Origin of the sequence: Alteromonas sp. W12, from assembly GCF_001924945.1 — a bacterium.
GTDB lineage: Bacteria > Pseudomonadota > Gammaproteobacteria > Enterobacterales > Alteromonadaceae > Alteromonas > Alteromonas macleodii.
The window spans coordinates 1,274,533-1,288,113 of record NZ_LQXH01000001.1; the positions used below are offsets into that span (position 1 = coordinate 1,274,533).

General features: G+C 45.5%; 10 protein-coding genes. 8 read left to right on the top strand and 2 right to left on the bottom strand.

Going from position 1 to position 13,581, the window contains the following annotated elements:
- Window positions 1-2: 2 nt before the first annotated feature.
- The 5 genes from AWH61_RS05380 (at window position 3) to AWH61_RS05400 (ending at window position 8,249) form a co-directional block, all read left to right on the top strand.
- The gene (locus tag AWH61_RS05380) at window positions 3-1,313 is read left to right on the top strand and encodes an AraC family transcriptional regulator (RefSeq protein ID WP_075176402.1); all 1,311 of its coding nucleotides are present in this window, start codon (window positions 3-5) and stop codon (window positions 1,311-1,313) included.
- A 391-nt stretch (window positions 1,314-1,704) separates the two neighbouring features.
- The gene (locus tag AWH61_RS05385) at window positions 1,705-3,051 is read left to right on the top strand and encodes a Na+/H+ antiporter NhaC family protein (protein WP_014949175.1); all 1,347 of its coding nucleotides are present in this window, start codon (window positions 1,705-1,707) and stop codon (window positions 3,049-3,051) included.
- A 100-nt stretch (window positions 3,052-3,151) separates the two neighbouring features.
- Window positions 3,152-7,147: an ATP-dependent RNA helicase HrpA gene (gene hrpA / locus AWH61_RS05390; RefSeq protein WP_075176403.1), complete on the top strand. Its 3,996-nt coding sequence runs from the start codon at window positions 3,152-3,154 to the stop codon at window positions 7,145-7,147.
- Between the two features lie 257 nt (window positions 7,148-7,404).
- Window positions 7,405-7,707 (top strand): PilZ domain-containing protein, encoded by a 303-nt coding sequence (locus AWH61_RS05395; RefSeq protein WP_014949177.1) that lies wholly within the window; start codon window positions 7,405-7,407, stop codon window positions 7,705-7,707.
- A 284-nt stretch (window positions 7,708-7,991) separates the two neighbouring features.
- On the top strand, window positions 7,992-8,249 hold the full coding sequence (locus AWH61_RS05400; protein ID WP_014976293.1) for a DUF2061 domain-containing protein: 258 nt from the start codon (window positions 7,992-7,994) through the stop codon (window positions 8,247-8,249).
- Window positions 8,250-8,349: 100 nt separating this feature from the next.
- Here the strand turns inward: AWH61_RS05400 and AWH61_RS05405 are convergent, their stop codons facing one another.
- Window positions 8,350-9,543 carry a class I SAM-dependent rRNA methyltransferase gene (locus AWH61_RS05405; RefSeq protein ID WP_014949179.1) on the bottom strand — a complete coding sequence of 398 codons (1,194 nt, stop codon included), beginning with the start codon at window positions 9,541-9,543 and terminating at the stop codon, window positions 8,350-8,352.
- A 256-nt stretch (window positions 9,544-9,799) separates the two neighbouring features.
- On the opposite strand from AWH61_RS05405, the gene AWH61_RS05410 reads away from it, so the two are divergent.
- Window positions 9,800-10,777 carry an NAD(P)H-quinone oxidoreductase gene (locus AWH61_RS05410; protein WP_075176404.1) on the top strand — a complete coding sequence of 326 codons (978 nt, stop codon included), beginning with the start codon at window positions 9,800-9,802 and terminating at the stop codon, window positions 10,775-10,777.
- Window positions 10,778-10,799: 22 nt separating this feature from the next.
- Here the strand turns inward: AWH61_RS05410 and rnhA are convergent, their stop codons facing one another.
- Complete coding sequence (gene rnhA, locus AWH61_RS05415; protein ID WP_014979088.1) at window positions 10,800-11,270, bottom strand: ribonuclease HI; 471 nt, start codon at window positions 11,268-11,270, stop codon at window positions 10,800-10,802.
- 111 nt (window positions 11,271-11,381) lie between these two features.
- Between rnhA and dnaQ the strand changes: the two genes are divergently transcribed.
- Window positions 11,382-12,101: a DNA polymerase III subunit epsilon gene (gene dnaQ / locus AWH61_RS05420; RefSeq protein ID WP_075176405.1), complete on the top strand. Its 720-nt coding sequence runs from the start codon at window positions 11,382-11,384 to the stop codon at window positions 12,099-12,101.
- Window positions 12,102-12,155: 54 nt separating this feature from the next.
- Window positions 12,156-13,565 carry a TIGR03503 family protein gene (locus AWH61_RS05425; RefSeq protein ID WP_075176662.1) on the top strand — a complete coding sequence of 470 codons (1,410 nt, stop codon included), beginning with the start codon at window positions 12,156-12,158 and terminating at the stop codon, window positions 13,563-13,565.
- Window positions 13,566-13,581 lie beyond the last annotated feature (16 nt).

Genomic DNA, 13,581 nt, shown 5'->3' on the forward strand with positions numbered 1-13,581 from the left:
TTATGGATTTAATGTTACCAAGACTAAACGCACTACGAGACTCTGAGGACGAAGCAGCAATTGCGGGTGCTGAGTACCGTCATTCAACTCGTCTTTCTGGGGTGGGTGTCTCTCTAAAAGATGATGCTAAAGCGCTTGGCATGGGTGTCTCTGTAAAAAGCGATGCTGATATGCTTAACATGGGTGTCACTGTAAAAGATGACGCTAATGAGCTGGACATGGGTGTCATCGATAGTGCTGGTAGTGCTCATGTAGTGATGTCTAGCCAAGATAAAGTAATAGTTGGGTATTGGTTAGTGAGGGCAGCTCTTAATGTGGCGCTCTCTCGTGGCGCGAATAAAAATAAGCTCTTGCGCGGTACAGGAATTTTTGAAGATGCGTTGCAACACCAATCACTATTAAGCATAAATCAATATTCATCGCTGTTAGTGAATGTTCAAAGCCAGGCGAGAGGCGGCGACGTTAGTTTTTTGCTGGGGGGAGCTTTCGCCTCGCAGTGGCTATCTAGTCCACTTGATGCGCTCAAAGCATGTGAAAATGTAGAGCAGCTACTTTTACAGCTGACTCAACGCCAAACATACCGGTGGTGTAGCCTACCGCTCTGTCAGTTTCAGCGTTTTGAAAACGCAGACCAAATAATGTTAGTGCCTCAGTTTACAGGGGTAAGCAGCAAACAGCTTCAGTTCTCTATTGAAGTGGCATTCGCAAGCGTTGTTGCACTTATGAAAAGTATAGCGAATAAGCGAATTCGTTTATCTTTCTCTTTTACCGAGAGTCGACCAAGAAATATTGCTGATTACGAAACCCACCTTGGGCTTAAGTTATCGTTTAATCGCGCTTTTAACAGTATTTGCATTGAGAAAGACGTATTACGCCAACCTTTGGAGCTAACAGCTCAGTCGGATTGTTCTGCTGAATCACATGTTTCTCTGGAAGGTGTCGTTAGTAATAGCGCAACGCAAACAAAAGAAGGGGCTTCTATTGAATTGCAAAACCGCTTGTCTTTGCCTGATTTTGTGAGGCGTTATGTTTGTGCATCCTCCAACACACAGGCAGCAAATATCGGATTACCTGAATTAGCGGAAACCTTAAACGTCAGTGTGGCTACGCTAAAGCGGAAACTAAAAGAGTACGGCACTAGCTATCGCGCGCTCTGCGAGGAAGTACAGCGCAATCATGCACTTTTACTTCTTTCGGTGCACAAAGTGAGTAACGAGACGGCGGCCAATGCAATGGGCATTAACGATTTACCTAACTTTCGACGAACGGTAAAACGGCTTACAGGTAAAACCCCTAGCGAGCTTAGAATTTAACGTGAATGACTGATAGCGCCTGTCCATATTTCTACGTAACAGAGCTATGCCACACACTTATGCCAAACATTTATGCAACACAGCTATGAAAAATAGCTAGGCGGCAGTCGCGTTCTACGGCTAAATGGTTGTAGCTTCACTCCTGTAATAACTCGAAATCTAATCGTAGCGTCTGGCACAGTACAGATGAGTTAATTATTGGAAAGTAAATTTCTTTTCAATGCTTTAAAAACCTTTTATCCTTTGCTGCTTTAGCTTTTCACCGTTCAAGACCGTCAAAATATGGTTTCGTTGAAGCTTTTTCTTACGCATTCGCAACCGGCAGGTGGCTTTTCCGCGTAGCCTTTAAACTGTTGCTAGCAGGCAATAAAACCCAAAAAGAGAGTTTTCTGTGCACGAAAATAAAGACATTGCACCAAATTCTATCGCACCCAACCCGCTAGGTTTAACGCCTATTTTGCTTTTTGTGATCCTTGTTGTGGTAACCGGCATTACTACAAACGACATCACTGCGATGCCTATTTTGGTTGCGTTTTTTATCAGCGCTGGCTATGGGCTATGTTTAAACCCGAAAGGGAAAAAGGTCAGCTTCTCTGAAAAAGTACAAACCTTTTGCAAAGGCGGTGGCGATAAAAACATTATTCTTTTGGTGCTTATTTTCCTGTTAGCCGGTGCGTTTTATGCGGTGACTATAGATATTGGCGCTCGGGATGCCACGGTGAATATGGCACTTCAATTTGTGCCTTCTGCACTTATATTGCCAGGTCTGTTTTTGATTTGCTGTTTCATATCATTTTCAATGGGCACGTCCATGGGCACCATTACCGCGCTCTCGCCCATAGGTGCAGGTCTTGCCACAAGTTTAGGGCTGCCGGTGGAAATGGCGCTGGGTATTGTAGTGGGGGGCGCAATGTTTGGTGATAACCTCTCGTTTGTCTCAGACACCACCATTGCGGCAACCCGTACGCAAGGCGTGCAGCTAAAAGACAAGTTCAAGGCAAACTTAATGGTTGCTGTGCCGGCGTGCATTGTCACCATGGCGTTGCTGCTTATGGTAGATGTTGATACTTCTGGCATCGTTGAAGGCGGCAGCTACGATTTTTGGCGCATAGTGCCTTACTTGTGCATTATTGCTTTTGCGCTAACAGGGTTTAACGTCATTAGCGTACTTGCAGTGGGTATTGCCAGTGCCTGCGTAGTAGGCTTGCTACAAGGAAGCTTTACGCCACTTTCAATGATGCAGAGCATCCAAAAAGGGATGGGCTGGATGCAAGACTTAGCGATGATCGCCATAACCATAGGCGGCATTGTGGCACTTATGCACGCTAACGGCGGTATAACCTGGTTAATCGAGCGCTTAACTCGTAAGGTCACGTCAAAGAAAGGCGCTGAGTTCAGTATTGCTGGTTTGGTTAGCTTTTTGGACATTACAACGGCGAACAACACTATTGCGATTGTTACCGCAGGTCCAATTGCTAAAGACTTAAATGAAAAATACGGTGTTGACCCTCGTCGTACCGCATCACTTTTGGATATCTTTTCGTGCAGTTTCCAAGGTTTAGTCCCTTACGGTGCGCAGCTTTTAAGTGCCGCGGCCGTAGTAGGTATTTCACCGTTAGCTATTACACCGTACTGCTGGTATCCCATGCTGATTTTCGTGTTTGGTGTGGCGGCCATTTGGTTCGGTTTTCCCCGTTTTAAAACGCCGCAAGACGATGAATTAACCCAAAGCGCTTAAATTCTCGTAACGCTTAACACACTGGCTTTTTAGGGCGGTATCTTCTAGGATCACCGCCCAAATTTTATTGATGATTAGAAACACGCTTTAGGATGTCACTTTGTCTTCACCATTTGCTATAAAACCTCTTTACAACAAACTAGATGATTGTCTGAGCGCAGATAAATTTCGCTTGAAGCGCCGCATTACACAGCTTGCACAAAAAGTGAATGATAAATCTGGTGTTGAAGGAAAAGGCGCGGAGAAAAAAGCTGTTAATCCCAAAGTTTCAAAACGTAACAGCGCGGTTAGCGAAGAAAGCTTAAAAGCGCAGTTTGAAAAACTTGAAGGCGACATCGATGCATCAATAGAAAAACGCAAATGGCGTAAGAACAACCTACCCAAAGTTGAATACCCACCGCTGCCGGTTAGCGATAAAAAAGAAGACATTAAAGAAGCGATTGCGAATAACCAAGTGGTTATCGTTGCGGGTGAGACTGGGTCGGGTAAAACTACGCAGCTACCTAAGATATGCTTAGAGTTAGGTCGCGGTGTAAATGGCATGATAGCCCACACCCAGCCAAGACGATTAGCGGCGCGAAGTGTAGCCACCCGTATAGCCGAAGAGCTCAACACGCCGCTTGGCGACAAGGTGGGTTTTAAAATTCGCTTTAGCGATCAGGTAAGCGAGCGAAGCTACGTTAAGCTTATGACCGACGGTATGCTGCTAGCTGAAATGCAGCAAGACCGCTTTTTAAATCAATACGATACTATCATCATCGATGAAGCCCACGAGCGAAGCCTTAATATCGACTTTTTGTTAGGCTATTTGCGTCAGCTTTTAGATAAGCGCCCTGATTTAAAACTCATCATAACATCAGCTACTATCGACCCAGAGCGATTCTCTAAGCATTTTAATAATGCGCCTATTATCGAAGTGAGCGGACGTACCTATCCGGTAGAAATTCGCTACCACGCGCCAGAAGACAGTGATGACGATATTGATCAAAGCGACGCCATCGTAAATGCTGTCGACGAGCTAATGCGTGAAGCACCGGGCGATATCTTAGTGTTCTTAAGCGGGGAGCGCGAGATACGCGACACCCAAGATGCTTTGAGCAAACAGCATTATCGCAACACTGAAATTGTTCCGCTGTATGCGAGGTTGTCGGCGGCAGAGCAAAACCGCATATTTCAGTCTCACAGCGGCAGACGCATTGTACTTGCCACCAACGTGGCAGAGACCTCGCTTACGGTGCCTGGCATTAAATACGTCATTGACCCGGGCTTTGCCCGTATTTCACGCTACAGCGCTAGAAGTAAAGTACAGCGTTTACCTATTGAGCCCATCTCTCAAGCGTCAGCGAATCAGCGTGCGGGGCGATGCGGCCGTGTGTCTGACGGTATTTGTATTCGTCTTTATAGTGAAGATGACTATTTAGGCCGCCCAGAATTTACCGACCCAGAGATCCTACGAACCAACTTAGCGTCGGTTATTTTGCAAATGCTTGCTTTAGGGTTAGGCGACATCGCTGCGTTTCCATTTGTTCAGCCGCCTGATAACCGCAATATCAACGACGGTTTCCGTTTACTTGAAGAAATTCAAGCTATTGCGAAAGGCAAAGATAACCGGAAAACCAAGCAAAGCGGCAAGATGCAGCTTACTCCGTTAGGTCGTCAAGTAGCACGTTTGCCTATCGACCCTCGCTATGCACGCATGGTGATTGAAGCCGAACGCACTAATGCGCTAAGCGAAGTCATGGTGATTGCAGCGGGACTTTCAATTCAAGACCCGCGCGAGCGCCCACAGGAAAAACGCCAACAAGCAGACGAGAAGCACAGCGAATACCACGATAAAGATTCTGACTTTATCAGTCTTTACAACTTGTGGGTGGCGTTTAGAGAGCAACAAAACGCACTCAGCCAAAACCAATTGCGCAAATGGTGTAAGCAAAATTTCATCAACTATTTACGTATGCGTGAGTGGCAGGACATTGTTAGCCAGCTCAAAAAATCTATTGCTGAGCTGGGCTTTGGCATCTCAAAGCAAGAAGCCGACTATCAGGCTATTCACCAAGCCATCGCCAGCGGCTTGCTGTCTCACATGGGCTTTAAAGATAAAGAGCGCGAGTATATGGGCTCGCGTAATTCGCGCTTTCTTATTTTCCCGGGTTCAGGGCTATCAAAGTCTCAGCCAAAATGGGTAATGGCAGCTGAGCTTGTAGAAACCTCTAAGCTATTTGCTCGTATGGTGGCAAAAATTGACCCAGCATGGGTAGAGCCTTTGGCCGAGCATGTTGTGCAAAGAAGCTATTCAGAGCCACACTGGTCTAAAAAGCGCGGTGCGGTGATTGCCTTTGAAAAAGTAACCTTGTTCGGGCTACCAATAGTGATGAAGCGTGCGAAGGTTTATAGCCTTATCGACCCGCCAATTTGCCACGAGCTATTTATCCGCGAAGCGTTAGTCGAGGGCAATACTAAGCTCAATTACAGCTTCTTACAGGAAAATCAGGCGCTGCTTGAGCAGGCTGACGAGTTTGAACAAAAGACCCGTCGTCGCGATTTGATAGTCGATGATGAAGAACTGGTAAGCTTTTACGCCAAGCGCATTCCGGTTGAAGCCAATAATGATGCGGCGTTTAAGAAGTGGTTTAAGCAACACGGAAGCAACGACAGTTTAACGTTTAAAGAAGAAGACGTATATCGTCAGCAGCCTGGGCAATCGGTAGCAAACGCATTTCCTGATGTATGGCGCCAAGGCAATATTACGCTGCCGCTTCGCTATAACTTCGAACCTAACGCTGAAGACGATGGCGTAACTGTTGTCATCCCGCTGCCTGTGCTTAATCAAGTTGATAACGTAGGTTTTGATTGGCTGGTGCCGGGACTAAGGCACGACCTTATTGTGGGGTTAATTAAAACCTTGCCAAAACGCTTGCGTCGTAACTTTGTGCCTGCGCCAAACTTTGCTGAAGCATGCCTTGCTGATATCTGTGAAACAGATAAGAACAACCGTCCGGTGCCTTTGCTTGAAGCTGTAACCGATAAGTTACGCAAAATGACAGGCGTTATTATTGAAAGCGAAGAGTGGAATTTAGAACAGCTTGATAAGCATTTAAAAATGCACTTCGCGGTAGTTAATGACTACGGTGATGATATTGCCAAAGGTGACGACCTGCACGCGCTTAAACAGCAGTGTGCAGGGCAGGTGAAGCAAACCTTTGAGAAAGCCGCAACTCCGGAGTTAGAGCGAAATAACATAGAACAATGGGATTTCGAAAGCTTGCCAGAAACCTTTGTGCAGAAAGTTGGCGGGTTTGAAGTTCAGGCGTTCCCGGCTCTGGTACAAAAGGGCGATAAGGTAGATATTGCGCTAATTGAAGAAGCGGATAAAGCCCAAGTGCTGCATAAGCAAGGCGTGAATGTCTTGATTAAAAACGCGATGCCGTCGCCCCTTAATTATTTGCAAAGCAAATTACCCAATAAAGCCAAACTGGGTTTGTATTTCAATCCATTTGGACAAGTGAAAGCGCTAATTGATGATTGTATTTTTGCGGGTATCGACGCCATCGTCAGTGATTACTGCAAAACCAATAACACCGGCATTCGCAGCAAGGCCGATTTTGAAGCCTGTTTAGAGATTGCTCGTGCAAACATTAATGACAGGGTGTTAGAAATTGCCACGCAAGTGGAGCAGGGGCTTACCCTTGCGCACCAGTGCCAAAAGCAAATGAAAGGTAATGTACCGCTGACGATGATAAACGCCCTAGGTGACTGTAAAGCCCACTTGGCATCGTTAGTTTTTCCTGGTTTTGTTTCTGAAATTGGCGAGAGCAGATTAGATGATTGGAATCGTTACATTAAAGGTTTAGCTCGTCGGCTAGAGAAGCTCCCCATTGATCCCAACAAAGACAGAATGCATCAGGTCACGGTAGAAAAGTCGATTAAAGAATGGGAAAAGGCGTGCAGCAAATACCCCAAAGGTAAAGTACCTCAAGCTCTTAATGATGTGCGCTGGATGATAGAAGAATTACGGGTTTCGTTGTTTGCGCAGCAGCTTGGGACGGCTTACCCGATTTCGGCTAAGCGTATTACTTTGCACCTTGCTGACTTTTAAAAAAGGGCGTTAGGTGTAAGGTAGCATCAATGAGCTAGGCTAGGGCATGAGGGCACATATTTGTTATCGCAAACAAAACAGCGGGCAGAAACGGCTGAGTCGTTGATTTAAGTGGGAAGGTAGTCGAAATTAGACCAAAGTACACTTTTAATAATTGTTGAATAAATATTATACAGTTCGATTGACAAGTTACCGGCATCGCCCTATAACATCAGATGTAGTCGTCAGCGTAACGCTAAAAATCAGGAGAAGTAGACATGTTGGGATACGACGATAAGCGAAATTTTTTCAGGATGATGGTAAATTCGCCTTGTCAGTTGCAAATTACTGATGATGAGTCGAGCCGCACCATGCAGGCAATGTGTAGAGATATCAGTGCTACAGGTATGTCTTTGGAAGTCGATGAACCCTCAATTGAGGTGGGTACACAAGTGAGTGTTGCAATAGAGTCATCTAGTTCGCAAATCCCATCTTTGGCAGCATTAGCGACTGTTGTGCGCTGTGAACCTGAATCCGAGTCAAGCTGTATTATAGGCGTCGAAATTTCTCAGATGAAATAGTCTAATCTAATGTGTTAGGGCGGGGTAAAAGCTTCGCCTTTTCGTGTCTAACTAAAAAGCACAAAGCGTCAGGGTCTACAGCAATGACATCCTCGCGGTGTTGCTTCTTTCTTTACACTCCTATGTTGACCAGCCCGTTGTGGTTTGAAAACAGTCTTTCAGCTTTCATATACTAAACCGAATAGGCCGTTCAGTTTTTTCTATTTTAACTCTCAGTCTTAATTGCTAATAATTCTCATTAATGCGAAAGCAAACTGATTTAATATTTTGAGAGAGCGATGACTATGAAAAAGACGATGACCTTTGCAGTGATGCACTTTTCAGTGGCCTTTACGGTTGCCTACTTACTGACAGGAAGTGTGGTAGTAGGCGGTGCTGTAGCGTTGGTTGAGCCAGCCATTAATACCGTGGCGTTTTATTTTCACGAGATGGTGTGGAAGAAAGTTGAAGAAAAAGAGGGTGTTGTAAAGGAACAATCAGATGACAGTTCACAACAGTTATCAAGTCGCTTTTCTAACAATGAGATAACCTTTGCATCTTAGGGGGATGGATTTACCTTCGTAAGCTTTTCGCACAACGTAATGTTAGCTCAATTGATTTCGTTAAGCGCCCTATACATCAACAAGGGCGCTTTTTTAATCGCTAGTCGTCGGTGACTTCACACACTAGACCTTTCAAGTAATAGCCTTCTGGATAGCTGCCAATGATAGGATGATCTGAGGCTTGATTAAGCCTTGCGATAATTTTGATAGTACGACCTGCATCAAGTGCAGCATCTGCCACAACTTTCTGGAATAAATCTGCCGGCATAAGGCCAGAGCAACTAAATGTAAGCAGCAGTCCACCAGATTTAACAGCATGTATGCCGTACATATTGATATCTTTATAGCCGCGGGCAGCACGGTTTAATGTTGCCTTGCTGTCGACAAACTTTGGCGGGTCGAGTATCACCATATCAAACTGTTTGCCCTGCTCGTGATACTCCCTGAGTGCCTTAAACACGTCTTGGTTTACGTAATTGGCTTTGTTTTCGTCTAAACCATTGATGGCTACATGGTGCTTAGCCAAATCAAGAGCAGGCTGAGATACATCAACGTTGGTCACTGATTTAGCACCGCCAGCAAGTGCGTAGCAAGAAAACGTACCTGTGTAGCTAAAACAGTTGAGTACGTCGGCATCTTTCGCGTAGTGTGCAGCCGCCGCGCGACTGTCTCGCTGATCAAGGTAAAAACCGGTTTTATGGCCGTTCTCGATATCAACCACTATGTTGATGCCGTTTTCTTTTACTGTAACTTGCATAGGTGGTTCACCATGCAGTACACCAGTTACAGGCTCTAAGCCTTCTTTCTTGCGCACATCCACGTCGCTTCGCTCGTATATGTGTACATTAGGCATTAGCTTAGTAATTGCCCACACTATCTTATCTCTGTGTTTTTCGCCGCCCGCGCTCAAAAGCTGAAGTACTGCAACGTTGTCGTATAGGTCTATAGTGATCCCTGGAAGGCCATCACTTTCAGACGCTATCCAGCGAAACGCGTTGGTTTTGTTTGGGTCAAACAAGCGTTTGCGAAGGGCTAGTGCAGTTTCTAAACGTCGTAGGAAAAATCCGTTATCAATGCTTTCGTCTTTTTTAAATGTCCACATACGAACGCGAATTTTTGAATTTGGAGAGTAAGCGCCTCGCCCTAACCAGTCGCCTTCAGAGTCAAATACGTCTACCGTATCGCCAACTCGCGCGCGGCCCTTTAGTTCAGCCACAGCGCTTTCGAATACCCAAGGGTGTTTGCGGCGAAGTGATTTGTCTCTGGATGGCTGTAATATGACCTGTGCTGACATGAAGGCTCTCGTACTAATTTAATAAATGTGAAACAGAGTTAAGCGATTTTACTCGCTTATGAGAATGGTCGCGATTATACGCAATTTCGTAAGTTCTGTGTTAATAATACCAATCTGCATAGATAATTACCCACTCAGCGAGAGTTAAAATGCTCTATCCGGACTGGTATAAACACAAAACAAACCCAAACTGTTTGATATAAAAGTACGTAGCCAAATTACGATTAAAATTTAAGACTAGGATTGGATGTAAATTATGCGATATGTCGATTTTGAAAAAGGATGCGGCCCAAGCGAACTTGTTGTAAAGGAATGTGAAGGGCTGTCGCTAGCACCAGGGAAAGTAAAAGTTGACGTAAAAGCGTTTGGGGTGAATCGTGCGGATACCTTGCAACGCCAGGGGAATTACCCACCTCCACCAGGCGAGAGCGATATTCTTGGATTAGAGGTAGCTGGCGTGGTGTCAGAGGTTGCCAGTGACGTTACTGCATTTAAAGAAGGTGACGAAGTATTTGGTTTGGTTGCAGGTGGCGGCTATGCCACTGAAGTGATCGTTAATCCAGCCCATTTAATGCCCATTCCCAAAGGCATGCCGTTTTTTGAAGCCGCGGGTTTGGCCGAAGTGTTTCTTACGGCATTTCAGTGTTTGCGCACAATCGCGCATGTAAAGCCGGCTGAACGGGCGTTAATTCATGGCGGTGCAAGCGGTGTAGGGCTGGCTGCCACGCAACTTTGTCGATATTGGGGCGTACACAGTGCGGTAACGGCTTCAAGTCAAGATAAGCTTTCGTTGTGTGAAAGCAATGGCGCAGAGCATCTTATCAATTATAAGCAGCAACAGTTTGATGATGTGCTTAAAAAAGTCTGGCCTGAAGGGGTTGATATGGTGCTTGATATGGTAGGTGGCGACTACCTCAACCGTAACCTTAAAATACTGAAGCAAGATGGAAAAGTGGTTTACTTAGCGATGCTGGCAGGGAGATATGCTGATAACCTCGATATGGCTATGCTGTTAGGTAAAAGGGCGTCCATTATTGGCACGACACTTAGAAATCGAAGCGACGATTATAAAGCTGATCTAATTCGTGACTTTACTACCGTATGCTTGCCCGCTTTTGAGAATAAAGAGCTTAGGGTAAATATCGATACTCACTATAGCATTGAAGATATCGGCGAACCCCACGTGCGTTTGGAAAACAACGATACGCAGGGCAAGTTGGTTCTTTCTTGGTAAATGAGCTTTGCAGTAAGCTTATCTAATTGCCAACGAAGCCTTCGTCGGGTTTCGTTGGATTGGCTTCTGCCGCATTGCGGGCCAGGTCGTCACAGCGCTCATTTTCAGGGTGCCCCGAATGGCCTTTTACCCAATGCCAGTTTACCTGATGCTTTTTTACCGCTTCATCTAGTCGCTTCCACAAATCTGCGTTCTTGACGGGTTTTTTATCTGCCGTGCGCCAACCGTTCTTGCGCCAGTTATGGATCCACTGATTAATACCGTTTTTTACGTACTGGCTGTCGGTAGTTAATTCAACGTTGCACGGTTCGTTTAAACTATTAAGCGCTTCGATAGGGGCTAATAGTTCCATACGGTTATTAGTTGTGTGGGCAAAGCCGTCGCTCAACTCTTTTCTATGCTGCTTGTAAATCAGTACAGCTCCGTACCCGCCCGGTCCAGGGTTGCCTAAGCACGAGCCGTCGGTGTATATATGAATGGTCTTTTGAGCCACAGCGTTTCCTTTGATTTAACTGGCTTAATTTATATTGTCTTTTCCCTTAGCGGATTGCGAAGGGGTTGATATACTATCAAAAAATGAAAGTGTAATTATAGTAGAGGTTCCATGCGCCAAATTGTTCTCGATACTGAAACCACAGGTATTGACCCCAAAGAAGGCCACCGCATTATCGAAATAGGGTGTGTTGAAGTTGTTAACCGCCGATTGACGGGGAATCACTTTCACGTTTACATCAATCCGGGCCGTCACATTGAACAAGAGGCAATTGAAGTCCACGGTATAACCAATGAATTTCTTGCCGACAAGCCTACCTTTTCTCAAGTGGCTCAGGAGTTTGTGAGCTTTATCAAAGGGGCACAGTTAGTCATTCACAACGCGCCCTTCGACGTTGGGTTTATGGATCACGAGTTTGGCATGGAAGCGTCTACCAAAGGCGTTATTACTAACCAAATTTGCGATGTTCTAGATACACTTACTCTTGCTCGCCAAATGCACCCAGGCCAAAAGAACAACCTCGATGCATTGTGTAAGCGTTATGGTATAGACAATAGTCATCGTACCCTGCACGGCGCTTTGCTGGATGCGGAAATCCTGGCAGATGTTTACCTGTTGATGACCGGTGGGCAAACTAAGCTAAAATTGGCATCTAGTTCGGGCAGCGACGCAGACTCCACGGCAATTCGCAGGATTCAGCGAAGTGCAAATAAATTAAAGGTTATTAAAGCTACCGCCGATGAGATAACACAGCATGAGGCTCGCCTGGATATTGTTGAAAAGGCAGGAGGCAAATGCTTATGGCGCCCTCAACCTGAAGAGGTGTCTTAGCAGAACATAATCAAACAGAACTAAAATAGCCAAACAATGCAGGAGCAGCGTAGCGTGAGAGTGTGGTTTTATTGGGTAATTTTTTTATCATTGTTTATACACTTAAGCGCTGGCGCTCAGTCGCAAGAAGACGAGCGCGACGCTGCAAGGCAGCTTGCTGATAGCGCTGTACAAAACGCTCAATCAAGCAACGCAACAATAGATACATCTCCTCTTACAGAACTTGGTGATGAATACACCAACTCCATTCAACTGTTACAAAACCGCTTTCGCGTTGACTATAACGTTAAAGAAATCACCATGGTTTTCTTTAGGGAGTACGGTTCTGCCCCTGTAGTGCTGGTTAGACCCGATGGTTCAAAGCTATTTCAAGGGCGCGTCGACGAAGAAAAGGTGCAGTGGTACGACGCTGATACCTTTGACATGATCACCATCAAAGATCCTGTGCCTGGGCCTTGGCAAGCTGTAGGTCAAGTATTACCGCAAAGCCGTGTAATGGTTTTGTCTAATGTTGAACTTCATGCTGAGCCGTTACCGAATGTGCTGTTTGCAGGCGAAATACTTAAATCCACAGCCTATTTAACCAACAACGGCAAGCCTATAGAAAACAAACAGTTCAGAGATGTCGTTGACTTAGAAATTGAGTTTAAGAGTACCAATAACCCTAACTACGGCAACTTTGGTACAAATGACCAGCGCATAGCGACATTTAAAGACGATGGGCGAGGGATGGATGAGCGACCAGGAGATGGCGTTTTTACTGGCCAGTTCAACTTGAAAATACCGGCTGGTGAATGGAAGCCTATTTTTCGCGTAAGCACACCAATGTACACCCGCGAGCAAATAGGCGAACTTATCGTCTTACATGAAAATCCCGTGTCTATTGATGTTGAAATGGATGGAGGCGGAGAGGGCTATCATAAAATTATCATTGATGTAGACCGTGAATTAGTCGACATCGAGTCACTGCTAGTCGATGGCAAAGTGAAGTTTCCTAATTCCGATATGCAGAATTTTTCGCTAACAGAAGGCGGTGTGGATCCTCGAGAGCACTTAATTGTCGCCTACGAAGAAGGAATTTTTAGGGTAAAACTCACTGCTTACGGCACGACAATGGATGGGCGCGATTTTATATTAGATGTCCCTGAATATAGTTTTGTGGCAGAGGGACCAGCCGAGCCTGAGGTTGAAGACCCTTTAATCAATGGAAAAGATCCTATCGTTGATGGCACGCTAACCCTCATTCTGGTGGCCGTAAATGGGTCTATAGTGCTCATCGGAGTAATCGCTGCTGCTGTAATTATTATTATGCGAAAAAAGGCGTCTGCGCCTAAGCAAGCAAATAGTACTGCAAAGCCATCGGGAGAAACCACCGATGCTGACCTTACTATGGAATCTGAACCTAAGGGGTTTAAAAAACTGTTAGGGCTATTCAAAAAGCGTGAAAAAGCTGAAAAGGAATAGCAGGGAGACCAGCGCT

Excerpts from the sequence above, each read along its gene's own strand:
- AWH61_RS05395 (WP_014949177.1), top strand. The coding sequence starts at position 7,405 with ATGTTGGGATACGACGATAAGCGAAATTTTTTCAGGATGATGGTAAAT.
- dnaQ (WP_075176405.1), top strand. The coding sequence starts at position 11,382 with ATGCGCCAAATTGTTCTCGATACTGAAACCACAGGTATTGACCCCAAA.
- AWH61_RS05405 (WP_014949179.1), bottom strand. The coding sequence starts at position 9,543 with ATGTCAGCACAGGTCATATTACAGCCATCCAGAGACAAATCACTTCGC.
- AWH61_RS05400 (WP_014976293.1), top strand. The coding sequence starts at position 7,992 with ATGAAAAAGACGATGACCTTTGCAGTGATGCACTTTTCAGTGGCCTTT.
- AWH61_RS05380 (WP_075176402.1), top strand. The coding sequence starts at position 3 with ATGGATTTAATGTTACCAAGACTAAACGCACTACGAGACTCTGAGGAC.
- AWH61_RS05410 (WP_075176404.1), top strand. The coding sequence starts at position 9,800 with ATGCGATATGTCGATTTTGAAAAAGGATGCGGCCCAAGCGAACTTGTT.